The organism is uncultured Holdemanella sp., assembly GCF_958348295.1.
Taxonomy (GTDB): domain Bacteria; phylum Bacillota_I; class Bacilli_A; order Erysipelotrichales; family Erysipelotrichaceae; genus Holdemanella.
In genome coordinates, this window is the sequence record NZ_CATVYQ010000002.1 from 38,382 (window position 1) to 63,144 (window position 24,763).

The 24,763-nt window shown below is 31.7% G+C and carries 20 protein-coding genes and 1 tRNA gene; 11 read left to right on the forward strand and 10 right to left on the reverse strand.

Features of this window, described 5'->3' with window-relative positions; all coding sequences use genetic code 11:
* Positions 1–111 precede the first annotated feature (111 nt).
* Together Q3907_RS00685 and Q3907_RS00690 are read right to left on the reverse strand one after the other, a co-directional pair.
* The gene (locus Q3907_RS00685) at positions 112–474 is read right to left on the reverse strand and encodes a type II toxin-antitoxin system PemK/MazF family toxin (RefSeq protein WP_301896738.1); all 363 of its coding nucleotides are present in this window, start codon (positions 472–474) and stop codon (positions 112–114) included.
* A gap of 397 nt (positions 475–871) precedes the next feature.
* Positions 872–1,294: a hypothetical protein gene (locus tag Q3907_RS00690; protein ID WP_118114648.1), complete on the reverse strand. Its 423-nt coding sequence runs from the start codon at positions 1,292–1,294 to the stop codon at positions 872–874.
* Positions 1,295–1,660: 366 nt separating this feature from the next.
* Between Q3907_RS00690 and Q3907_RS00695 the strand changes: the two genes are divergently transcribed.
* From Q3907_RS00695 to Q3907_RS00745, 11 genes are all read left to right on the forward strand, one after another.
* Positions 1,661–1,879, forward strand: coding sequence for a helix-turn-helix transcriptional regulator (locus Q3907_RS00695; RefSeq protein ID WP_117571356.1), 219 nt, complete (start codon positions 1,661–1,663; stop codon positions 1,877–1,879).
* A 5-nt stretch (positions 1,880–1,884) separates the two neighbouring features.
* Positions 1,885–2,484 carry a DUF1819 family protein gene (locus tag Q3907_RS00700; RefSeq protein ID WP_195233267.1) on the forward strand — a complete coding sequence of 200 codons (600 nt, stop codon included), beginning with the start codon at positions 1,885–1,887 and terminating at the stop codon, positions 2,482–2,484.
* Positions 2,485–2,494: 10 nt separating this feature from the next.
* A complete protein-coding gene (locus tag Q3907_RS00705) occupies positions 2,495–3,049 on the forward strand; it encodes a DUF1788 domain-containing protein (protein WP_301896741.1) in 555 nt (184 codons plus the stop codon).
* Positions 3,050–3,063: 14 nt separating this feature from the next.
* Positions 3,064–6,600 (forward strand): BREX system P-loop protein BrxC, encoded by a 3,537-nt coding sequence (gene brxC / locus Q3907_RS00710; protein WP_301896743.1) that lies wholly within the window; start codon positions 3,064–3,066, stop codon positions 6,598–6,600.
* Between the two features lie 14 nt (positions 6,601–6,614).
* Entirely contained in the window at positions 6,615–10,085 is a 3,471-nt protein-coding gene (pglX, locus tag Q3907_RS00715; RefSeq protein WP_301896745.1) for a BREX-1 system adenine-specific DNA-methyltransferase PglX, read from the forward strand.
* Positions 10,086–10,094: 9 nt separating this feature from the next.
* On the forward strand, positions 10,095–11,114 hold the full coding sequence (locus Q3907_RS00720; RefSeq protein ID WP_301896747.1) for an AbiH family protein: 1,020 nt from the start codon (positions 10,095–10,097) through the stop codon (positions 11,112–11,114).
* 18 nt (positions 11,115–11,132) lie between these two features.
* Entirely contained in the window at positions 11,133–13,718 is a 2,586-nt protein-coding gene (gene pglZ / locus Q3907_RS00725; RefSeq protein WP_301896749.1) for a BREX-1 system phosphatase PglZ type A, read from the forward strand.
* A 27-nt stretch (positions 13,719–13,745) separates the two neighbouring features.
* Positions 13,746–13,823: transfer RNA gene (locus tag Q3907_RS00730), tRNA-OTHER, on the forward strand.
* Positions 13,824–13,852: 29 nt separating this feature from the next.
* A complete protein-coding gene (gene brxL / locus Q3907_RS00735; protein WP_301896750.1) occupies positions 13,853–15,892 on the forward strand; it encodes a protease Lon-related BREX system protein BrxL in 2,040 nt (679 codons plus the stop codon).
* 16 nt (positions 15,893–15,908) lie between these two features.
* Positions 15,909–17,708 carry a hypothetical protein gene (locus Q3907_RS00740; protein WP_278729358.1) on the forward strand — a complete coding sequence of 600 codons (1,800 nt, stop codon included), beginning with the start codon at positions 15,909–15,911 and terminating at the stop codon, positions 17,706–17,708.
* 15 nt (positions 17,709–17,723) lie between these two features.
* Positions 17,724–17,951: a hypothetical protein gene (locus Q3907_RS00745; RefSeq protein ID WP_301896753.1), complete on the forward strand. Its 228-nt coding sequence runs from the start codon at positions 17,724–17,726 to the stop codon at positions 17,949–17,951.
* 12 nt (positions 17,952–17,963) lie between these two features.
* Here Q3907_RS00745 and Q3907_RS00750 read toward each other — a convergent pair whose 3' ends face one another.
* From Q3907_RS00750 to Q3907_RS00785, 8 genes are all read right to left on the reverse strand, one after another.
* Positions 17,964–19,448, reverse strand: a complete 1,485-nt coding sequence (locus Q3907_RS00750) for a lysozyme family protein (RefSeq protein WP_301896755.1) — start codon at positions 19,446–19,448, stop codon at positions 17,964–17,966.
* A 55-nt stretch (positions 19,449–19,503) separates the two neighbouring features.
* Positions 19,504–19,935: a hypothetical protein gene (locus Q3907_RS00755; protein WP_301896756.1), complete on the reverse strand. Its 432-nt coding sequence runs from the start codon at positions 19,933–19,935 to the stop codon at positions 19,504–19,506.
* A 93-nt stretch (positions 19,936–20,028) separates the two neighbouring features.
* Positions 20,029–22,365 (reverse strand): VirB4-like conjugal transfer ATPase, CD1110 family, encoded by a 2,337-nt coding sequence (locus Q3907_RS00760; RefSeq protein ID WP_301896758.1) that lies wholly within the window; start codon positions 22,363–22,365, stop codon positions 20,029–20,031.
* Entirely contained in the window at positions 22,307–22,732 is a 426-nt protein-coding gene (locus Q3907_RS00765) for a PrgI family protein (protein WP_301896759.1), read from the reverse strand. Before Q3907_RS00765 ends, Q3907_RS00760 begins: the two co-directional genes overlap by 59 nt.
* Entirely contained in the window at positions 22,722–22,946 is a 225-nt protein-coding gene (locus Q3907_RS00770) for a hypothetical protein (RefSeq protein ID WP_301896760.1), read from the reverse strand. Before Q3907_RS00770 ends, Q3907_RS00765 begins: the two co-directional genes overlap by 11 nt.
* 44 nt (positions 22,947–22,990) lie before the next feature.
* Positions 22,991–23,509, reverse strand: a complete 519-nt coding sequence (locus Q3907_RS00775) for a hypothetical protein (protein ID WP_118325417.1) — start codon at positions 23,507–23,509, stop codon at positions 22,991–22,993.
* 10 nt (positions 23,510–23,519) lie between these two features.
* Positions 23,520–23,861 carry a helix-turn-helix domain-containing protein gene (locus Q3907_RS00780; protein ID WP_118325418.1) on the reverse strand — a complete coding sequence of 114 codons (342 nt, stop codon included), beginning with the start codon at positions 23,859–23,861 and terminating at the stop codon, positions 23,520–23,522.
* 68 nt (positions 23,862–23,929) lie between these two features.
* A complete protein-coding gene (locus Q3907_RS00785) occupies positions 23,930–24,760 on the reverse strand; it encodes a hypothetical protein (protein WP_301896763.1) in 831 nt (276 codons plus the stop codon).
* Between the last annotated feature and the right edge of the window lie 3 nt (positions 24,761–24,763).

A 24,763-nucleotide genomic window follows, 5' to 3' on the forward strand; every position in this document is an offset into this window, starting at 1 on the left:
GCTTTGTTCCTCCTCACTATAAAATTTTTAAAACAGAAATTCTCACCTACAAAATAAAAGAAAGCAGCTGGGAAAGGACTGCTTCCAAAAGGAAAGGGAACATAACCAAAGCTACTTTCTTTGGTTATGTAAACGTAGATCTAAACTGATTTTTATTTTTCGATCAATCGCCATCATATCTAATCTACCAATAGTAGCAATTTTCTTTTGCAAACGACTTTTATCAATGACACGAATCTGTTCACACATGACCATAGATTTATATTTCAATCCAATACTCTCCGGTAAAAGATGATGTGTTGGTAAATGATGTTTTGTATAAATCTTGGAAGATAAACAAGCCACAATGGTCGTTGGACTATATTTATTACCCCGATTATTTTGAATAATTACAACAGGTCGAACTTTACCTTGTTCTGATCCAGATGCATCACTTAAATCTGCTAAATAGACTTCTCCTCTTTTAACTTTCATGTATATTCACTCCTTATGTAAAACCGGGAGTATATCCCGGTTGATGTTTAAAAATAAAATATTTATCGTGTTTTCTATTTATCACCTGATTACCTGAAAACAAAGGAATCCTATTAGACAAGATAGTTGCTAATTATCTTTCATTGGCATCGCACCAACCCATATTACGCTTGAGCCTGTCGCTAGAAGTATCATTATCTTATATATTGTCATGGCACAATCAGCATCATTGTTTATCAATCTAAAGTATCATCGCTCGCTAAAAACATCATCGCGCAGTAGTGAAATAGCTCGAATATATAAGTGTTGTATCTAATAGTTGTTATGTTGTTTTCAAAGAGCTACTAGGAAGATTACATATCTCCCTTCACTAGATAGTCCTTGAAATCGTGAATTATTAGCCTCTCTTTTTACATTTTTTTGAGAATTTTTCGATTCTTTTATAAACTGCATTATTCGTCATATGTAAATCTTCAGCAATTTCCCACACACAATACTTGTTTTTCAACATTACAATAATTTTCTGCATGACAGGATCACACGTTTTTAAATGCTTATAAACAACGGCATCATTAACTCCATTCAGTACATCTTCCCATGTATATTCACTTATATAATCTTCAGAAGGTTCATTTAGAAAGAATTTCACCTCAGTTGGTGATTCGTTACGGTGAAAACTGCGATTTTTATTGAAATCAAAATCATCTAGTTCACGAAGATATCGTATCTTCCATTCAGGAAATCCTAATAATCGTAGTAAGTTTTCTTCTTTTTCTTTTGCTTCTAAATACTTTTTCTTTTCATAACCATAGTTATACATTTAATTATTCCTCCTTTTGTGAAGGAGAAACAATTTCCCCTTCACTTGAAAGTCCACAAAAAAGGCATTTTTTAGCCTTGAAAGGGATAAAAAAAACAGATCAACTGTCTGAAACAGAGATCTGTACCAATTCGTTGTATTCTAAAAATCTATTCTCTTTTCAAAAACGAAAAGAGTTAGGAGGACTTCGATTCTTTACCATTAACATTATTAGAACACTGTATATGTATTGCAGCAATGGTTATATATTTATAAACTATCAATATAATTTAAAACAATTGATAAAAATCTTTAAAAAAGTGAAGATTTCCTTCAAACTGATTACTAGAAAAGGTATAATGAATTTGTATATGCGAGGTTAACGATATGAAAGTAAGCTACAATAATTTATTTAAGCTTTTGATTGATGCGAATCTAACAAAAACAGAGTTTGCTGAAAAAATAGGATTATCATCTGGAACATTAGCTAAACTATCCAAAGGACAAGCTATTTCTATGGATAAATTGATAGATATTTGTGATTATTTCAATTGCACATTTGACGATGTTGTAGAAATTATTCCTAAAGAGGAACGAGGTGAATAAGTATAATGGATATAAATACATCATATAGAACCATAACAAGAGAACAATTTCTTTTTCATGAAATGAGAATTGTTGCTAGACTTATAAAAGAAGGGAAATCAGATGAACAGATCATTCAGGAAGTTACAGATAATAATTTGTTTCAATACCCAACCGAAAGAATGATTAAAAATATTACACAAGTTTGCTTAAACCGATTCAATAAAGCAAATAGTCATGAATGGATTGACATTGTTGCCAATGATTCAGCGGATGCAGCTAAACAAGCTTGCCTATTTTTGATGATGAATTATTACAGACTTGTCTGGGAATTTATGATCACCGTAATTGGTGAAAAATATAGAACGAAAGATACTTCTTTCACAAAAATGGATCTGAATTCTTTTTTCACTCGTCTTCAAGAACAAAATGATGTAGTTGCTTCTTGGAGTGATGCAACTATTGGCAAGTGTAAACAGGTTTTAAAAAAGACTTTAGTTGAAAATGGATATTTGGATAATTCAAGATCTGAAGTATTAAATCCAGTCCTTCTGGATTTCAGAGTAAAAGAAGCCATTGAAGATTCAAACAATAAAGAAGCGTTGATTGCGTTTGGATGTATGTAAGGAGGTCATCATGTCAGATATTACAGAAAGATTAGATCATTTAAAAAAGACAATTCAAGAAGATGACTTTCTTCAAGGAAAAGGTTTAAGTAATGAAGTTAACATTCGAATGTTTTGCTATAACCCAAAAGATGAAATGACAGTTCGTAGTTTTACAGAAAGATTAGAGCATGAGCAATTGAAATGTAATGTGCAAATTGTTGATTTATATGAAACATTCTTATCTATATGTGAAGATATGGATATTCTAGAAAGCATTCCTGAAATGGAACAGGATGATGGTAAAGAATTCTTAGAAGAACAACTTACAAACACAATAGATGCTAAGGTGTTCTCTGAAAAAATCATAAGTAACTTTTCTAGTGATAAAGATTTATTGATGATTACAGGGGTTGGAAAAGTATTTCCATTTATGCGTGTACATGCCCTGTTGAATGCTTTACAGGAAGATATGAATGACAAACCAATTGTTGTTTTGTATCCGGGAACATTTGATGGGCATTATGTTAAATTATTTAATCAATTAAAATCAAATGAATATTATCGTGCTTTTAACATGATTTAAGGGAGATCAAAGTTATGGAAATCAAGAAGATGTTTAAAGACGACATCGATCGTACAATTAATGGTGTCGTTCAGGTAGAACAGGAAAAAGAAGATGTTGTTAAACAGGAAGTTAAAGAATATGTTGTAACAACAGAGTTGAAGAAGCATTTTACAAAATTTTTTAATGAATATAGTGAATCATTTGATACACCTACCGATAATGTCGGTGTATGGATCACTGGTTTCTTTGGAAGTGGTAAATCACACTTTTTAAAGATGCTTTCTTACTTACTTGAAAATAAAGAAATTGATGGCAAGAAAACGGTTGATTATTTTGAAGAAAAATTTGATGATGAACTTTCTTTCATGAATGTTCAAAAATGTGTGCAAGTTCCAACTGAAACAATTCTTTTCAATATTGATGTAGAAGGATCCGTACAAAAAGATGATACGGCTGTACTTAGAGTATTTGCCAAAGTTTTCTATGAACATTTGGGATTCTATGGAAAAGACTTAAGACTTGCCAAACTTGAACAATATATTTCCAACCAAGGTAAGATGGATTCTTTCAAAGAAAGCTTTAAGAAAATTCGTGGTAAAGAATGGGAAGAAGCCAGAGGTACATACAATTTCTTTAAAAAAGCTGTTATTCAAGCTGTTGTTGAATGTGGTGCAATGAGCGAGGAAGATGCTGCGTTATGGTTTAATGATAAAACACCTGTAGATTATTCTGTTGGTCAATTAGTAGATGAAATTAAAGCATATGTAGATTCAAAACCTAAAGGCTTCCGCTTGTTATTTATGATTGATGAAGCTGGTCAATATATTGGAACAAATACAAGTATGCTACTTAACTTACAGTCTTTGATTGAAAAATTAGGATCTGTTTGTAGAGGACAAGTTTGGATTGTAGCAACAGGACAAGAAGCATTGGATGAAATGATTAAAGTTCGTACGGATGAGTTTTCACGTATTATGGCTCGTTTTGCGATTCGATTAAGCTTAACTTCCTCTTCCGTTGGTGAAGTTATTGAAAAGCGTTTACTAACAAAAACAGATGAAGCGAATGAAGTCTTAGATGGAGTGTATGAAAATAATGAGAATATATTAAATAATCTGTATGCTTTTGATACAGATGTAAAAGATCTTAAAGGTTATACGTCTGAAGATGAGTTTGCCCGTATTTTCCCTTTTGTACCTTATCAATTTACGATTATGCAGAAAGTATTTAATGAAATTCGTAAGCATGGTCATGCAGGAAAACATCAGTCGAGTGGTGAAAGATCCATGTTAAATGGATTCCAGGAATCTGCACAGAATGTTGAAGATAAAAATGAACTGACACTGGTTCCAATGTACGCCTTCTATGATACGTTGCATAGTTTTCTGGATACTTCTGTTCGCTCTGTGATTGAAAGAGCAGAAAGAGCTGCCAATAATGGAGATGGATTAACTGTTGATGATGTAAATTTATTGAAGTTACTTTATTTAGTTCGTTATATTGATGATATTAAATCCAATATTGAAAACCTGACCATTTTAATGGCGGATTCTATTACCGTAGATAAGATTGTTTTAAGACAACAGGTAGAAGATTCTTTAAATCGTCTTCAGAAACAGAATTATATTGCACGTAATGGAGATATCTACCAGTTCTTAACAGATGAAGAACAGGATATCGCACGTGAAATCAGCAATCAGAATATCGATGCATCTGCTGTAATTAGTCAGGTATGTAAAACGATTTTTGATGATATTTATACAACAAAGAAATATAGATATTCGAAGAATGATTATAATTTGGACTTTGATTTTGATAAAACGGTAGACAGCCAGAATCATGGAAATACGGCTGGTGGAATGAAACTAAGATTTGTGACCGAAGCTTTTGATGATGCCAGTGATTTGAAATTGATTGCTGATTCAAAAGGATATGAGGCAATTTGTAAATTATCGGATGAATATTCTGTATTCAATGATATTGAAAATGCATTAAAGATTGATAAATTCATTAAACAAAAGAATGTCAATCAGTTGCCGGAATCCATTCAGACAATTATCACAAATAAACAAAAAGAAGCACGTCGATTATTGTCTGAAGCAAAAAATAAGATCAGCGATGCGATTATCAAAGGTAAGTTCTATATCGATGGTGAAATAATGTCTATTCCTGGTACTTCTGCAAAGACAGTACTAGATAAAGCGTTAGAAACATTGGTAGAACATACTTATTCTGGTATTACGTTAATTGATACGCCTGTTAATACAGATGCAGATATTCGAAATATCTTAAATGGGACAGTTGTTGTCTTAGATGGAATGGAACCGGATAAAGGTGCCATGGAAGAAGTTTATAGATACTTAGAAAAACAGGCAGCTGCTAAAATGCCTACTTCAATGGCGGACATTCAATCTCGTTATCAAAATATTCCATATGGTTGGAAAGAAATTGATATTGCCTCTGTTATCGCAAGATTGATTCAGGCTCAGAAAATCACAATCAAGCATTCTGGAGAAACCATTCAACCAAATGATTACCGTTTAGTTGATTTCTTACGTAAGAAATCAGAAACAGGATTTACACAGGTCTCTATTCGTGAAACGATCCCTGCTCAGAAGATGAAAATGGTTCGAGATATCCTAAAAGAATATTTTGAAGTTATGGATGTTCCTAGTGATGAAGATGGATTAGTCGCATTTATCACAAAAGAATTCAATACCGAAAGATTCAATCTTGAAGATATGGACAAAAAGAACAATATGGTAATGCATCCTGGTTCTCATGAAATCAAGGAAGCTTTAAAATACATTAACAAAGTTCTTTTAGCTCAAAACGATAATATTGCTCTAGTTAATACAATCTGTGATTTAGAAGATGACCTATTGGATACAAAGGATGATATGATCAATGTTAAAAACTTCTATCAGTCACAAATCAAACTTTACGATAATGCATTAAATTTAAAGCATGATGTCATGGATTATGAAAAAGATTATTTATACGAAATTCCAGAAATTAAAGATGCTATTGAAAGAATCAACGATATTACTAAGATTTCAAATAATTTCAAATATAATCGTATTCCAGAATTAAATGATTGTATTTCCACTATCCAGAATGAAAGAAATAAAGTTGTAGATGCGAAAAAAGCAGAATTGAATGATCTGGTTGATTCTTGCTTAAATGAAGTGCATTTAAAGGCTGACAATGAAGAAAAATTAAAAGCAGAATTAAATAATGCAATCCATCAGTTTGATTCCAGAAAACAGGAAATCAGTCGTTTAAATAGCCTGGTACAATTAGATGCCAAGCAGAATACAATTACAGCTTTAAAAGACAATATTATAGATAAGATGGATCGTATCTTTAATACAGATGAGGATATTCATGTTGATCCTGTACAGCCAGTAAAACCTGTAAAAGCTAAAAAGGTACGTCAGGTTCAACGTGCAGTTGTATTTAACCAGGCTAATTTATCAAGTAAAGAAGATATTGATCGTTATGTTCAAAATATAAAAAATAAATTATTGAGTTATCTTACAGATGATGATGAAATACAAATCAAGTAGGAAGGAGACGGATTATGAATAAAAACGCAATAAAGAATTATGCTGTATGGGCACGTACTGAATTAATGAAACAGGTTGCGCAGAAAGCATATGAATATGATGTTACAGAATCTAGCCTTCCTGGCTACAATACAGATAACGTAAATGGCAGACTTCTTACAGGTGATGAAAAGAAGCAATTAAATGAATTGATCACTGAAGTAAAAAAGAATGGATATGAACATGTCATTGAAGAAGTGGCTTATACATGGTTTAACCGTTTTATTGCCCTTCGTTATATGGAAGTAAATAACTATCTTCCACAAAGAATCAGAGTTTTTACTAATGACAACAATGAATTCAAACCAGATTTATTAACAGATGCGATTCATGTTGAATTAGATGGTTTAGATAAACAGAAAGTATTTGATTATATTGAAGAAAACAAGCAAGAAGAATTATATAAATATCTATTACTGACTTTATGTAATGACATGAATCAGTATCTTCCAGATATGTTTACTTCTATCAAAGACTATAAAACGTTATTATTCCCAGATAATTTATTAAAAGAAGACAGTGTATTAGCTAAGTTAATAACGGATATTGATGAAGACAGCTGGACAGATCAGGTTCAGATAATTGGCTGGTTATACCAATACTATAATTCGGAATTAAAAGATATCGTCATGAAAAAGAAGAACTATACAAAAGACGATATTCCAGCTGCTACACAGTTGTTTACACCGGATTGGATTGTTCGGTACATGACAGAAAACTCTTTGGGAAGATTATGGTTAGATGGTCATCCAGACTTTGATCATTCAGAGTGGAAATATTATCTTGAAGAAGCAAAACAAGAACCTGAAGTTATTGAACAATTAAATAAGATCAAAGAAGAACATGCGAAGCTAAAGCCAGAAGACATTAAAGTGATTGATCCATGTATGGGATCAGGACATATTTTAGTCTATGCTTTTGATGTATTGATGGATATCTATAGAGATGCAGGTTTTTCAGATCGAGATGCAGCAAAATCCATTCTTGAAAATAACTTATATGGTTTAGAAATTGATGAACGTGCATACCATCTTGCCTACTTTGCATTAATGATGAAAGCAAGATCCTACAACAGAAGAATTCTGAATAAGAAAACGAAGTTTAATCTTATAGAAATCAGAGAACCAATAGCACCACTAAAGCCAGAATTTGAACAATACTTAGATAAATATACGGATTTGGCACATTATTTAGTTAATGTATTTCAAGATGCCAAAGAATTTGGATCTATATTGAATCTTGATTGTACAGTAGAACAATTAAACAATCTTAAAAGCCATTTAGATGAATTAAAAGAAGAAGCAATTAACAAGGATTTAGTAGTACAATCAGAAGTTGATGAATTAAATGATTTGTTGAAGCCATTAATCAAACAGGCTAAATTATTAGTACAAAAATATGATGTAGTTATTACAAATCCGCCTTACATGGCACCAGATGCTAAGCAAAAATCATATGTACAAAAGAATTATCCTGATTCCAAATCAGATTTTTTTGCGATATTCATTGAAAAGTGCCACTCCCTAACAAAGAAAAATGCATATCAAGCAATGATTACAATGCATTCTTGGATGTTCTTATCCAGCTTTGAAAAGTTGAGAAATAAATTATTAATCAACAATACAATCATTAATATGGCTCATTTAGGGGCAAGAGCATTTGAAGATATAGGTGGTGAAGTTGTACAGACAACTGCATTTGTTTTTGACAATGTAAATATAAAGGGATATCAATCAAATTTCAAAAGACTTGTAGATTATAATTCTCAAGATGCAAAGGAAGAAGAATATTTAAAAGATGAAAACCTATATACTTCTTCAGCAACAAACTTCAGCAAAATCCCAGGAAGTCCGATTGCGTATTGGGTGAGTGAAAAAACAATAAGTTGGTGTGAAAAACACAAATTATCAAATGATGTTGTTGGATCCGTCGGTATTCAAACAGGGGATAATGAAAAATTTATCAGATTATGGCAAGAAGTTAATTTTTTTTCTGTGAAATTTGATGCAAAACAAGCAGTAGATACATATTGTTCACAAAAATGGTATCCATATAACAAAGGTGGAGATTTTAGAAAATGGTATGGTAATGATTTTTATGTAGTATATTGGCAAAATGATGGAGCTTTCCTGAAAAATGATAATAAAATAACAGGTCATCATTATCAAGAATATAAAGATAATCTAAAATTTGCACCATTAGTTACTTGGTCAAGAGTAACCAGCGGACAGCCATCATTTAGAATTAAAGAAAATGGTTTTTTATCTGACATGGCTGGCTTTAGTATTTTTTCTAATACATTAGACTTATTCAAGATTATTGCATTTTGTAATAGTAAAGTAGCTAATCATTACTTACAATTTATAGCTCCAACTTTAAATATAATGATAGGTAATGTTTTGTCTTTACCATTTGATTCAAGGATAAATTGCAATGATAAAGTAAGAGATATTGTTTCTAGTTGTATGGCTTTCTCTAAATCTGACTGGGATTCTTTCGAAACGTCATGGGATTTTAAAGTACATCCACTAGTAAAGAATCATGTTAGTACTATTAATGAAGCATATAATCTATGGAATGATGAATGTGAATCACGTTTTAATACATTGAAATCTAATGAAGAAGAATTAAATAGAATCTTTAATGATATATATGGATTGCAGGATGAATTAGATCCTTATGTAGATGATAAGGATGTGACTGTACGTAAGGCTGATTTAGTTCGTGATATTAAGTCGTTTATTTCTTATGCAGTTGGTTGTATATTTGGTCGTTATTCTTTAGATGTTGAAGGATTGGCTTATGCTGGTGGTGAATGGGATAGCAGTAAGTATTCTACATTTACTCCTGATACTGATGATATCATTCCAATTTGCGATGAAGAGTACTTTGAAGATGATATTGTAAGTCGATTTGTTGAGTTTGTTAGAGTTGTTTATGGATCTGATACCTTAGAAGATAATCTTAGTTTTATTGCAAATGCTTTAGGTGGTAAAGGTGCTTCTAGAGATGTATTGCGTAACTATTTCTTGAATGATTTCTTTAAAGATCATTGTAATACATATCAGGTAACTGGTTCTGGTAAACGTCCTATTTATTGGTTGTTTGATAGTGGTAAGAAGAATGGATTTAAGGCTTTAGTTTATATTCATAGATATGCACCGGATTTAATTGCAAGAATGAGAACTGGATATATACACCCTCAACAGGCTCGTTATAGAACACAGGTAGAATTGTTACAGAGTCAAATTGATGATGCTTCTAGTACGAGTGAAAGGGTTAAATTATCTAAACAATTAAAGAAGATTAATGAACAATTATTAGAATTGAATAAGTATGAAGAAGTTGTTCATCACTGGGCAGATAAGATGGAACCAATGGATTTGGATGATGGTGTAAAAGCGAATTATGCTAAGTTCCAGGAATTGTTGGCTAAGATAAAATAAGGTGAATAAATGAGAATTACTTGGTTATTTGGAAATGGATTAGATTTGTCTTATGGTTTAAAAACAAGTTACTTTCATTTTTATAAATATTTATTAGAACTTGAAAAGCAAAATCTAATAACTGAAGAAAATATTATTTTTTTACAATTAAAACATGATTTTGAAAAGCACAAAGAAGACTTATGGTCAGATTATGAAACTAGATTAGGAGAATTAACAACTTTAATTTCTGAGCAACAGATTGAAAAATTTGAAAATGATAAAATTCAAATTGATTTATTTCTAAATGATTATCTTAAAAATGAAGAAAAAAATCTTAAAATAGATGAAAATCAAACACAAAAAATATTAACAAATTCTTTTAATCAGATAATAAAGTGTTCACGACTAGTTGATAATAATCAGATAAATGAATTAATAAGAGTAAATTCGCAATCACATTTTAAGTTCACTGCAATTAGCTTTAACTATACAAAAACGGTTTCTATTCTATGGGGAAATAACCCGAATTTATTAAATAATTTTAAATTGAATGGGTATCCTACATCATATTCAAGTATTTTAGAGATTCCATTTTATTTACATGGAACATTAGAAGATGGACAAATGATTATTGGCGTGAATGATTTTTCTCAAATCAAAAATGAAGAATTGAAAACTTCCACAGAGTTAAGTGATGCATTATTTAAATCAAGTTTATTAAATCAAGCAGGCCAACTACATCTTGAACAATTTACAAGTTTAATAAATGAAACGGAAATAATTTGTACATATGGTTTATCAATCGGAAGAACAGACGCCTATTATTGGAAAATAATTAAAGAAAGACTACTTAAATCAAAAAGTATTTTAATAATCTATTACTATGATAAAACTTATGTAAATGCACATATATCGCTTACAAATAGAATAACTAATCAAGTGAAAAGTAAATTTTATTCTAATTCCGAAGCAACAGATGATGAAATTGAAAGAATTAAAGACAGAATAATGATTGAAGTAAATCATGAGTTATTTTTACAAGAATAAGAAAAAAGGAGGTTCGGTATGGCTATCGAAGATATAAAAAAAGAATTGGAACAAAGGTTTGCTGAACCTTTAGATGAGTTTTATAAAAGAAGGATTATTTTCTGGAATGATGAAGATGGTGAATTCTTGGATGAAGTAAAAACTTTATCTTTATCCAATGCCAAGGTATTGGTATTGGAAGAAGGTAGTTTGTTTTCTTCTAAGAAATTATTATCCAGTGATGATTTAACATCTAATTATCTTGTCTATAACTCAATTAATGTGGATCCAGAACATGACTGGTTTTTAGATATCAAACTGTATAGTGATGAATATCGTGCGGATAAGACTTCTCGTCTGATGCAGGAAATGCAGATTGTCAATACAGTTGAGTTACGCAATGCGGTAAAAGAGTTTAAAGGATTCTTTAATGCATCCAGTCGAAGAAAAATGATTGCTTCTTTTGATGGAACAATAGATAAAAAATCAACTTTGTATATGTCTATCCTTTCTGCTATCTGTGGTGTAAAAGAAAGAAAACCAGAATCTATTATTAAAGCTGTGATTTCAGCAGGATCTGATCTGGAAAATCCAATTAAGATGGATCTTTTAAAATACAGTGCATCGAATTTGTTCTGGTCATTAGTACATAGTACAACTGGGTTTAATAGTTCTGAAAAGATGGATGATCTGACAAATCATGTTGTATTAAGTGCCATTTCAAGAACAATGTCAAGTGATGTTTTAAGTGGACTGGAATCCAAGTATTCGGATATTCATAGTGGATTTTGTTATGACATGATCTTTAACTGGATTTATGGTGAAGATAAAAAATCATTTAAAAATATTGCAGATTATGTAACAAGTAATTTATCTTTACTAGATCGTTTCAATTCGTTTGAAATCAAAGATCTGGTGGAAACAAATGTATTACCTGTTATTGATGAAGTCATTCTTTCTAAATTGATGTATGGTATTTCAAATCGAACAATTGATAGTGATTCTGTTATTCGTATCGTTGAAAAACGCAGAACTTCAGCTTGGTATGAAGACTATACCTATTTCTATGAAGGTATCTACCAGGTTGCACTTATGAATCAGTTCTATGAATCTTATTTGAATAGTTTCCATCATGTAGAAGCCAAAGATATGTGGAAAGCTTATACTAGTGATTATTATCAGATGGATACATTCTATAGGAATTTCCATATTGCATTCTCTACTTGTTTACAGACACTGCATCCTTCTTTAGACGATGCATTCAAAGATCTAGCCGATTATGTTGAAAAGGAATACAAGAACTGGTATCTGGATCAATTATCTTCTAACTGGAATAAAGTGATTGAAACTGATTTAGGAAGTACTGGAAAGATAACTGGAATTGCTCAACAGACAGATTTCTATCGAGATGTTGTTAAAAACGTAGATGGAAAAGTATTTGTCATTATATCGGATGCGATGCGTTACGATGTAGCATATTCACTGGCTAAACAATTAGAGATTGAAACAAAGGCAGATGTTGAAATAAGTGCTCAACAAAGTATCTACCCTACAATTACAAAGTATGGTATGGCAGCGTTGTTACCACATAAAACGTTAGAAGCTGTTGAAAACAATGGTACAACAAAGGTACTTGTAGACGGTCATTCAAGTGAAATGAGTGATCGTGATGGTATTTTAAAGTCTTATAGTGAAAACAGTGTGGCTTTAAGATATAAAGATATCATTTCCATGAAACGAGATGATAGACGTGCAGCCGTTAAAGGCAAAGACATCATTTACATCTATCACGATACGATCGATGCTTCCAGTCACAACGATGAAAGTTCTGTATTTGATGCCTGTGAGAAAGCAATCAATGAAATCAAGAATCTGGTGAATGTGATTTGTAATGAGCTTCAGGGTCTGAATGTCATCATTACTTCTGATCATGGGTTCTTATATACATACAAGGAATTAACAGAATCTGATATGATGGAACGCTCTTCCTTTAAGAAAGATATTATTGAACAGGGACGTCGTTATGTCATTACAGGTAACTCTGCAAATCCTGACTTTTTAATGTCGGTAAAAGGAATCTACAATGATTCATATATGCTTGGATTTGCACCAAGAGAAAATATACGTGTGAAAGGTGCTGGTGGAAGTAAGTTTGTCCATGGTGGTATCAGTTTACAGGAAATGTGTGTACCAGTCATTACATATAAGTATCTGAGATCTGGATATAAGGCATATAGAATCAATAAAGATAAGTATGATACAAAACCAGTAACAATAGCGTTACTTTCTTCAAATCGCAAGATCAGTAATATGATCTTTAATCTGAGTTTCTATCAGAAAGAACCGGTAAAAGATAATTATGTAGCTTGTACATATATTGCTTATATTACAGATTCTGTGGGTAATGAAGTCAGTGACAAACAAAAGATTATTGCGAATAAAACAAGTACAATTGCAAAAGATAGAGAGTTTAAATGTACATTTAATTTGAAATCTCAGAAATTCAGCAATACAGAAACGTATTATCTTGTGATTGTAGATGAAGAAGGAAAACAAATTCCAATTAAAGAGGAAATACAGATTGATATTGCGATGGCAATTGATGAATTTGATTTCTTTAGTTAGTTATAAGGGCTTTATGCCCTTTCATACGCAGATGTGGCGCATCGGTGGGCGCATTGTCCTTATGGATAAAGGTGTGCTAGGTTCGACTCCTAGCCTTCTGCACCATATTGAAATCAAAATTTTAGGAGGTCCTTATGGCAGGTAGAGAGGAAATAAAGGCAAAGCTAAGAGATAATTTTGCTGGTAAAATAGTACGAAAAGATCTCACAAAGAAAATTAAAGAAGGAGCTAATGTCCCAGTTTATGTGCTTGAGTTTCTTCTTGGGCAATATTGTGGATCTGATGATGAAGAAATTATTGAACAAGGCGTAGAAAAAGTTAAAAAGATTCTTGCTGATAACTTTGTAAGGCCAGATGAAGCACAAAAGACTTTATCTATTTTGCGTTCTAAAGGTTTTTATACTGTTATTGATAAAGTGACAATTAATTTAAATATTAGAACAGATACATATGAAGCAGAATTTTCTAATTTAGGAATAACAGGTATTCCTATTTCAGAAGAATACCCAGAAAAGTTTGATCGTTTATTGTGTGGCGGTATATGGTGCATAGTACAACTAGAATATGAATATAATGAAGAAGATAAGCGTTCAAATCCAATTAAAATTGCAAAGCTAACCCCTATTCAAATGCCCCATGTTGATATCAATGAATTAAAAGAGGGACGTAAGGCATTTACAAAAGAGGAGTGGATGGATATTTTACTTCGCTCTATCGGCATGGAACCGGATCAATTATCTGAAAGAGAAAAATGGTTGTTGTTACTTCGTTTAGTACCACTTGTAGAAAATAATTACAATCTTTGTGAATTGGGCCCTAGAAGTACTGGTAAGTCTCATATCTATAAAGAAATATCTCCAAACAGTATCCTTGTATCCGGCGGTCAAACTACTGTAGCTAATCTTTTCTATAACATGGGAAAACGTACTGTTGGACTTGTTGGTTTATGGGATTGTGTCGCCTTTGATGAAGTAGCCGGAATCAAGTTTAAAGATAAAGATGGAATCCAGATTATGAAGGATTATATGGCGTCTGGATCTTTTGCACGCGGTAAAGAAGAAAAAGCTGCTAGTGCATCTATGGTGTTTGTTGGAAACATTAATCAAAGCGTCGATGTACTTTTAAAGACTTCATCGCTATTTGATCCATTTCCACCTGAAATGGGCACAGATACGGCTTTCTTAGATAGAATTCACTGTTATTTACCTGGATGGGAAGTACCAAAGTTTAGACCAGATCATTTTACTGATGATTATGGTTTTATTACAGATTATTTTGCTGAATTTATTAGAGAACTTAGAAAAACACAGGAAAGTGATGCTTTAGATAAATACTTTAAATTGGGCAAGAACTTAAATCAAAGAGATACAATCTCTGTAAGAAAAACAGTTTCCGGTCTAGTTAAACTTTTATATCCAAATGAAGACTATACAAAGGATCAATTAGAAGAAATATTACGTATTGCTTTAGAAATGAGAAGACGTGTCAAAGAGCAGTTAAAGAAAATCGGTGGCATGGAATTCTATGATGTGAATTTCTCATATATTGATAATGATACATTTGAAGAAAATTATGTCTCCGTTCCTGAACAAGGATCCAGTACTTTGATTCCAGATGGCATGTGTAATCCTGGCCAAATTTACACTGTTTCTGTTGGTAAATCCGGAATGATTGGTTTATTTAGATTGGAAACCCAAATATTACCGGGTAATGGAAAGCTTACATGTAATGGCATAGGAAGTGATCGAGAAGCTAGAGAAAGTACGCAAAATGCTTTTAATTATTTGAAAGCTAACAGCAGACGCATTAGTCAATCTATTAGTACTACAACAAAGGATTACATCATCCAATATCAAGATTTACAAGGTATTGGTATGACAAGCACATTAGCGTTGCCAACATTAATTGCACTTTGTTCTATTGCATTACAGAAACCTACAGTAAGTTCTCTTGCGGTATTGGGTGATATCAGTGTCAGTGGTACTGTAAATAAAGTTGAAAATTTGGCAAATACATTACAGGTTTGTCTGGATTCTGGTGCTAAGAAAGTATTGTTACCTATCACTTCGGCAGTAGATTTAGGAACAGTACCACCAGAACTAGTAGGCTGTTTTAATTTGATATTCTTTAACAATGCAGAAGATGCAGTATTTAAAGCTCTGGGAGTGGAGTAAAAGGAGATGTTATAGAGTGCCATTAGATAGCAAAACAATTGAAACACTTGCTGTAAATGCAGTTAAGGATAGCATAATAACTACTGATTTTCTGGAGCAATACATTGCCGAAAATGACAAAGAGCCTTCGTGGGATGGGTTCGTCTATATATATGGAAACAAGAAAAAAACTAAAGATACTTTAGAAGGAAGAATGGCAGTTCAGATTAAGGGAAAAGAATGTGATAATCACTCTAAGAAGGAAATATCCTATTCGATGCCAAAAGCTGATCTAGTTAATTATTTGAATGATGGTGGATGTATATTATTTGTTGTTTATATAGGAAATAGCGGATTAACAAAAAAAATTTATTATTCTATACTTACACCTATTAAGTTAAGGAAACTATTAGTAGGTATAAACAAAACCAAAGCAATTCATTTAAAAGAATTTCCATCAGATAAAAACCAAAAAACCACTATTCTTTTAAATAGTTTTCAAAATTGTCAAAAACAGGCAAGCTTTACAAAGGGAAAATTATACAGCATTGAAGAATTAAAAAAGAAAGGCGTGCTTGAAAATATTGAAATTCCAATTTCTGGTGTTGGTATTAATGATCCACAAAATGCATTAATAAATAATGAAGTATATTTATATGCAAAAATAAAAGGAAGCGATATTCCTCAACCTTTGGATTTTATCCCTCAAAATATACATACTCAACAAATTATTGAAGCAAATATAACAATAAATGATAAAGTCTTTTACTCGACATATAAAATAATTAAAAGTGCAGATGAAACTTGTCTTTGCGTTGGGGAGAGTCTAAAAATATATTTTTATAAAGAAAAGATTCCAGCAAAATTAAAATATAAAAATTCTGAAAAAGTAAGAATATTAGCGAACGATTTAGATTTTATGCTTTCTTATATTAATGCAGGTTATTTTAAAATCGGTGATGTCAGTTTGCCTTTTGATTATACAGGTATGGATAAAACTAAATTTAATAAAGAATTTGAGTGTGATCGTCTTTTAAAAGCTAAAGAAATAGTTGAAATGTTAGATTTACTAGGGTGTGAGGAAGATATTAATTTAAATGAATTAAATGCTAAAGATTTAAATAATTTGAATTGCTTGGTTAAATCTTTTGTGAAAAATGAACCAATATATGCTCAGAATAATAAATTATCACCTGTCATTTGTATTAAAGTTGGACCATTGAGTTTCGCTGTAATCGCTGTTAAAGAAAACAAAGATAAATCATATAGATTACTAAATTTCTTTAGTAATTCTATTCATGTAGCCGTTGAAAATCCTAATAATAAAGAAGAAATGATTCCTATATCTCAGTATTGTATATTACATAAAGAAGAATTATTGACACTTAATAACTTGAATTTCAGTGTTTTACTTTCGTCATTTAAAAGCATAGATAATAATGCAATTACTTATGAAAGTGCTAATTATTTTTTATTGGATTTGATAAAAGCTTGTGATGAGTCAAACGGCGAGAAGAAAGAAAAATTCTTAAATATTTGTTTAGAATTCAGTCATTGGCTTGAACAAGTTCCAGATAAGGATTTAGATAAGAATATTAAAAAATTAAATTCTTTACAAGTAATAAAACGTAAGAGAGATTTCGATAAAAATGAAGTTAGAATGCTATATTCTATGGCTGAAGATTCAACCATAAGTGAAGATTGCCGTGTAGGAGCATATTTACTATTAGATCAACAAAATGCTGCAGAAATACATTTTGAAAAATTATCAAAAGTTCAGCAAGAAAATTTTAAAACTTATCCAATTTACTATTTTTGGAATAATGGCAATAAATAAATCGGAGATTAAAATTTGAAACGATTCAATGAAGGGGATACTGTTTACTTTGTTGCTTCTTCTATCTTTGTAAGAAAAGCTAAGGTTGTACGGAATGCTGGTGGATTTTGTGCCATTATGTTTGATGGTAATGGTAATTGCGGTACTTCTGGTACTTGTGTTCGTGAATCTAAGTTATATCGTACAGAGAAAGAAGCGAATGAAGTTGTTAAACAGCATAAGGAAGCAAACAAGCGAAGATGATGTGTCTTCGCTTTATTTTGGATTGGCGAATACAATACCACCCATTCTTGACCTGTAGTAATCAAGAGTATAGGTGTTGGTTTGCCAGTCCTTTTTTGCATCTTCAAACGTATTGGTAATACCATCATAGTTACCATCTTGAATTGTAATGTTGTTACCATCTGCTTTTAATACTATACCAACATGGTTTTTACCAATGCCAGAAAATACTGCTCCTGCTTTTGGGGTAGTGGATCTTTCAAATTTATCTGGATGTGCTTTTAGTAGTTCATCTACACAATCCCATCCATTACCAGTAAAGCCAGGATCATAGCCATAGAGTTCATAGAATCTTCCCCAAGCAAACCATGTGCATTGGCCATATAAGCCTTCTTTAGCATATGGATTCTTTGTGATCCATGCTTCCATGTTATTGAAATTTGGATTAGTTCCACCTCTAAATGTAATTCCAACATAGCGCATTACATGATCAACATAGGATGGATCTCCATACCCTGATACATTCAATTCTTGCTTTTTCATATCGGAGAATTGTTGAGCATTGTATTTCGAATAACCTCCAAAATTAGAAAGTGCCCATTCAATATAGCCAGATCCATAGTTGTATCCTTGAAGTGCAAGATAGATATGTTCTGTATCGGATGGATCTTTTACATTTGCCTTTTTAACACAATCCGAAAAAGTATGTGTACCAACATCTATGGAATACTCCGGTTCTGTAATACCATTAGGAATCCTAGGATATTTTGTATTGTATCCTGATTCACTAGCTTGCATTGGATCACTTCCTTTGCCACCAGATTCCTGCATCATAATCGCTTGAAGTAAAGATACATAATCTTCTATATCGTATTCTATTGCGTATTTTCGTATTGTATCTTCATATGCAATAACTTCTTCGCTTAAAGAAACAATTTCACTATTAGATCCACCATCTTGAGCTAATACGCTAAATGTGCCAATAAACAGAGTAATCACTATTAATAAAATCAATCCTGTTCCAAAAGAAAAGAGTGTATTCAATGTAGATACACTCTTCTTAACAATATGAAGTGATTTCTTTATAGCATGTGTTGTATTTTGGACAATAGGCTTGGAAACAAATTGTTCTGTAGACTTTTTCATCTTTGAAGCATTCACTTTATTCACAACATGCTTCTTTGCCTTGGATATATATGATATTCTCTGTGGATGAATATCATGATTTGATTCAATAATCGGTTTCTTATTAGCTGATTTGATCTTATATTCATGATGCTTTTGCTTAATAAAATTAGTAGTACGATGTTTAGATTCAATTACACTCTGTTTAGCAGCAACACTTACTTTATTTGTAGCCTGTACCTGTGGATTGGATTTAACAGAAGCTTCCTCTTTTCTATCAACATTTTTATTATGAATTGTTTGTTGCTTAATAAAATGCTGAATATTTCCCTTTGTATCTTTTGTTTTAATAGCTTGTATTTTTTGCTTTGTCTTAATATCTCTCAAATTCATCAACTCCTTTGTATGTAAAAAAAGCAGAAGTTAAATTCTGCTTATTAGTGGAGTATCATTTGTTTAGATGTAAATAGAGAATAGAAATAATCATCAAAATCATCCCAATTGCTAAAGAATTTTTATATACAACCTTTTTGATTTTCATATCTTTTAAAACATATTCCAAGTTTTTATCATTATATTTTATTGCTATTTCCTTACCGAATGGATATTTCTGGTCGTCTAATTCAATATTTAAAATGGATTGGATTTTTTGGCTTTGATTATTTGTAAATTGCACAATGGGCATGTAAACATAATAATCCTCTTTGTCGTAATATTTTTCTACATAGTCAATCACTTTGGCAATTGCTGAATTTTTATATTTTCTATACTTAAAATGATATATAGTGTATTGTGCGATGCCGATAGCTAAAAAAACAGTAGAAATCTCATCTAAAGCAAGGTATCTCTGTTCCGTCAATAAGTGCTCTATATTTAACATATTCAATTATCCTTTTTTTAATCTTATTCTCTTCTCAATTATATCTTATATAATGTTAAACTCCAAATATTAAAGAATGTTCAGTAACGTAAGCTAATTTTGTAATATCTTTCTATCTCCTGGTTTAGTTGTATTTAAGTCATACAATAATCCTTTTGGCATCTTATTCACAAAAGGAACAATGGAACCTCCATACTTGATTAATCCAGATCCAGTTGGTGCATTTGTAATGTATCCCATCTGTTCTTCTGAAATATTTAAAAGTCTAGCTAAATCTTCTCTATCGTTGGCAGATTGATTCAACATGACAATAAATTCAGAGTTCGACAACATGCTTGTACCTTGCTGAGAAGAGAGAAGATATTTAACATTTTGTGTAATACCCGTTGGATAGGCATCTCTTTTACGGAATTGTCTCCATGCAGATGCAAAGAAGGTTGCACTTTCTTCATTTTCAAAGATAACATGAATCTCATCAATGAAGACATGTGTACGTTTTCCTTTTCTCCAATTTTCATTGACACGGTTGATAATGGCATCCGTAATCACAAGTAATCCCATCGTTTTTAATTGTTTTCCTAAATTAAAGATATTGAAAGATAGGATTCTAGATTTGATATCTACATTGGTTTCATGGGCAAAGATGTTCAAGGATCCATTTGTAAATAATTCAAGCTTAATAGCTAATGATTTAGCTTCTGGTTCACTTTGTTCTAATAATTTATTGTAAAGATGCTTTAGTGTAGGAACATAGTTATTTTTCATGCAATCCTGATAAACCAAAGATACACAACGATCGATAATAGAACGATCAATAGGGGATATACCACCATGATTCGTATCTAACTGTTCGAATAAAGACATGATAAATTGAGATTTATCTGCAATCGCATTACCACTATCTCCATATCCTTCTGACATATCCATGGCATTAATATAATCTTTACTGTTCGTTCCAATACGAATAATCTGTCCTTTCATCGCTTTAATGATTGGATCATATTCGCCTTCTGGATCCGCAATAATAATATCGTCATTCGTAGACAGAATTAAGAATTCAATTTCTTCTTTTGTAAGAAAAGATTTACCTGATCCAGGAATACCTAATACAAAGGAGTTTGGATTTTGTAATAAAGCTTTGTTACAAAGAATCGGATTGTTGGTAATGGCATTCTGTCCATACCAAATACCACCTTTCTGCATAATTTCATGGGCTCTAAAGGGAATAAATACAGCAGCACTTTCTGTAAGCAGGGTACGAGTGATATTGAGTTTGTTGACACCAATAGGAAGGGCTGTTTGTAGACCGTCCAATTGTCTTTTTGAAAAGTAGAGTGTTTCTAATTCACAAACATATTTTCGAGCTACTGCTTTTAATGTTTCACTATCTTTATCCAGTTCTTCTAATGAATCGGCAAGATGAACAACCGCAATATTACAAAGCATCATTCTTTGATCTCGTACAATTAAATCGTCTAAGAATTCCTTACATTCCTTACGTTGTAGCTCCATGTCATAAGGGATGATAGCAGAGAAGTTATTATTCCGATTTTGCTTCATTTGCCAATCGGTAATATTCTTTTCTACACCTAAAAACTTATTTTCTACTTCTCTAACTGCTTCATCAGTAGGAATTGTAATAATGTCCATAGAATACATGAGATTCTTGTTTAAATCACAAAGTTCGGATACAAATTCATCCTTTAAAAAGCCAGGATAATTGCTTAAATAAAGAACTCTTCCAAACTTATCATCAAATTCAAAATATTTGTTGTGGTATTTACTCATTCTAGGCGTAATCAAATCCTTAAAAGAATGACCTTTCTTAGCCAAATCATTCATGTCGAGAGAAAACTCTTCCGTTTCACTACGATAAAAATCATGAAGCATTTTTAATCGTTCTTCCGCATTTAATTCAATGCAAGAAGAGCCAAGACGTGCAAATAGGGTAGAGAATTCAGTGGTGATTCTAGAAAAGGTGAATCTTGCTTCTTCTATACTGTTTTTAAAAATTGTTACCGTAATATATTTTTCTTGAACAATGTCATCACTTTCGGATAACTTATCTAGAAGCATATTATTGTATTCTTCTCGATATGGATCTAAGTTATCTTGTTTTAACGGAATCAAGATATCCTCTTTAAACTTTTTAATATCCACTTTTCGATTGTTGATAGTTATCTTTGTCATAACAGAAGAATCAAAAGAATTCAGTAAATCACTATAGCTTAAAAAGAGATTATTTTTATCTTCACCAGATGCAATCTTATAGTTGATATCTAAGAACCTGTAACTCTTTGTATATTTATTACCAGATTTAAAAATACCATCCTTATAGATTGTATCTACCGGGATGGTATCCTGAACAATTCTAGGCACTCTTATTTTTTCTTTGTTGAGCTTTTTCAATCTTTCGTAGCTTTTTATCATGTACAATCGACTCCTTTCTTGATTGTTTAATCGATGGTTCCAATATTTCGTAATATAGATTAAAAGGTGTATTGATTAAGTTTCTTGTTGATAAAAGAAAAGAAGATATTGCCATCTTCACAATATCTTCTGTATACATACCTTGAAATCTAATAAAGCCAAATGCTGCAAATGGTGTAGCACCAAGCATACATAGCCAACTGGTAACTTCTGTACCAAGTCTTTCTTTGAATAAAAAATACAAACCACATGCAACAGCACACGCTAGTATCGAAAAGATAGTTTGACGTAAAGATAGGCCAAGAAGTATGCTTTCGGTATAATCTCGTATTTCCTTGTTGATCTTAATTTCAAAATTAGATTTCATCTGCTTCTCCATCATCAAATGGAACAGAAGTCGCAAATAATATGTTTTCTACCGGTATTACAATATCTCCATTATTGCTATGAACAACTACCTTATCTTCTTCATGTTCAATCTTATACATAATCTTTTGATTCATAGGTAAATTCAATGGTTCTTGAATTTGAATCGTGTCTCCTGTTTTTAAAATAATTTGATTTAATATAATATCTTTCATTTTGTGTTCCTTTCTTGCCAAAAAGGCATAATAAAAGCAGGAGATTAATCCTGCCTATTTTGAATTTCTTTCTTATGTTTATGTTTGATATACATATTTTTAATTTTACTATATCCAAGGTAAGTTAAGTAACTAACTCCTGCAACTATACCAATACCTATGATTAACTCTGTTCCTGATATTTCCAGTTGCTCTTCATTTACATTGTCTTTTTTATATAGTGGAGAATGTGCTTGCCAGTATTCTTGACTTCTTTTTTCTTTCTCTGCTCTTCTATTTTTTCTTTCTAAAGAAGTTTTTTCACGAATTATTCTCAAATTTTCATTTGATGTATCTAATCTATCTAAGATTGATTCATCCCAAACATTATAAGAATATCCACGTGCTGCATAACCCCCATAACCATTACTCCAACTTTTTTCACTAACATAGGAATCACCTGTGGCTGTTACATTATAATTTCCAGGTTCTCCGCTCAAATAACCTTCTTCTTTTAATAAAGTGTTCATTTCTTGGGCATTTAATCCAATTTTTTCACCTAATTGTTTTGCTGATAATGACATATCCACACCTCTATTTTTTTGAATTTCTTAATACATTTGAAACTGTAGCTTGTGATATATCGAGCATAGCTGCAATTTGCTCTTGAGTCATTTTATTTTTTGCCAAATCTGCTATGACAGAATTTCGTTCTGCTACAGATCTGATTTCAGGAAGTTTAATGACACTTTCCAAAACTGTTCCAGTAGCAGTTACAGTTTTAATTAGAGTAGTTCCATTATCCATTACAGCTCTAGCAATTTTCGCACCAGTTTTATTATTTGTTTTAAAAGCTAATGAAATAATATTCTCCGCTGTTTGCCCAACTTTTTTTAAATCTGAATTTTTAAAAACAGTCATTAAATTGAAACTCATTTTATCACTCCTAAATTATTAATCTAATATTAAAATAATATTAATTTAATAATTTGTCAACAATATTTTTACAATCCCATCATCTCCTTTACGATACGATCTGACATCTTGATTGTCCCTACAAGAACCAACATGTTGAATATTAATTCTCCAATGTAGCTCCATACCATAGATACACTAGATGCTGTTGAATCTACTACTGGTGGACTTGATGCAAAGGTAGAGAAGATAATACATGCTAGGACGATGATAGCTCCTTCTAAACATACTCCTGCATAGCTTTTAATAAATGTAAAAGCGATATTTTGTGTGCTTTCTCCTGCAGTAGCTGCAAGTGGGATTGGAGATATAGCTGTATACATGTATAGTTTAAAGAATCTTCCATATACTGTTAAAATCATCACGAAAGATAATATTGTGATAAATATAGATCCTAGTAAGGTCACAGCCCATAATGGGATAGATTCTAGAAAACCAGTATTACTTACTGCATCTACAATTTCTTGTGGAATCACTGTTTCGTTAGATACTCCAAGTCCAACAGTTTCTGTAATCGATTGGATAATTCCTTGTACGATTTCAAATATTTTCGTCATAAGTTCCATTCCATAAAGTACTAAAGTTCTTGCGATGATAAATCTTAGAAATAGTTTGAAGGCTTGTTCTGGTCGTTTAACATCCTGCCAGCTAGTACAAGTTCGTATTAATCCCCATACAAAGAAAAGTACAAGAAGGGCAAGCCCAATAGCTTGTAAGCCTTCATGTACTTTTACAATGATTTTCCATATATCACCACCTTTAAATGACTCTGGTGATTCAGTAAGCAACAACCATATTTCAGCAAGTTTAGAATTCCAAGTATTAATGGCACTTGTTAGGTTATCGATGATTCCATCCATACA

Coding starts and splice junctions, on each gene's coding strand:
- Q3907_RS00685 (WP_301896738.1), bottom strand. CDS start 474: ATGAAAGTTAAAAGAGGAGAAGTCTATTTAGCAGATTTAAGTGATGCA.
- Q3907_RS00690 (WP_118114648.1), bottom strand. CDS start 1,294: ATGTATAACTATGGTTATGAAAAGAAAAAGTATTTAGAAGCAAAAGAA.
- Q3907_RS00695 (WP_117571356.1), top strand. CDS start 1,661: ATGAAAGTAAGCTACAATAATTTATTTAAGCTTTTGATTGATGCGAAT.
- Q3907_RS00700 (WP_195233267.1), top strand. CDS start 1,885: ATGGATATAAATACATCATATAGAACCATAACAAGAGAACAATTTCTT.
- Q3907_RS00705 (WP_301896741.1), top strand. CDS start 2,495: ATGTCAGATATTACAGAAAGATTAGATCATTTAAAAAAGACAATTCAA.
- brxC (WP_301896743.1), top strand. CDS start 3,064: ATGGAAATCAAGAAGATGTTTAAAGACGACATCGATCGTACAATTAAT.
- pglX (WP_301896745.1), top strand. CDS start 6,615: ATGAATAAAAACGCAATAAAGAATTATGCTGTATGGGCACGTACTGAA.
- Q3907_RS00720 (WP_301896747.1), top strand. CDS start 10,095: ATGAGAATTACTTGGTTATTTGGAAATGGATTAGATTTGTCTTATGGT.
- pglZ (WP_301896749.1), top strand. CDS start 11,133: ATGGCTATCGAAGATATAAAAAAAGAATTGGAACAAAGGTTTGCTGAA.
- brxL (WP_301896750.1), top strand. CDS start 13,853: ATGGCAGGTAGAGAGGAAATAAAGGCAAAGCTAAGAGATAATTTTGCT.
- Q3907_RS00750 (WP_301896755.1), bottom strand. CDS start 19,448: ATGAATTTGAGAGATATTAAGACAAAGCAAAAAATACAAGCTATTAAA.
- Q3907_RS00755 (WP_301896756.1), bottom strand. CDS start 19,935: ATGTTAAATATAGAGCACTTATTGACGGAACAGAGATACCTTGCTTTA.
- Q3907_RS00760 (WP_301896758.1), bottom strand. CDS start 22,365: ATGATAAAAAGCTACGAAAGATTGAAAAAGCTCAACAAAGAAAAAATA.
- Q3907_RS00765 (WP_301896759.1), bottom strand. CDS start 22,732: ATGAAATCTAATTTTGAAATTAAGATCAACAAGGAAATACGAGATTAT.
- Q3907_RS00770 (WP_301896760.1), bottom strand. CDS start 22,946: ATGAAAGATATTATATTAAATCAAATTATTTTAAAAACAGGAGACACG.
- Q3907_RS00775 (WP_118325417.1), bottom strand. CDS start 23,509: ATGTCATTATCAGCAAAACAATTAGGTGAAAAAATTGGATTAAATGCC.
- Q3907_RS00780 (WP_118325418.1), bottom strand. CDS start 23,861: ATGAGTTTCAATTTAATGACTGTTTTTAAAAATTCAGATTTAAAAAAA.
- Q3907_RS00785 (WP_301896763.1), bottom strand. CDS start 24,760: ATGGATGGAATCATCGATAACCTAACAAGTGCCATTAATACTTGGAAT.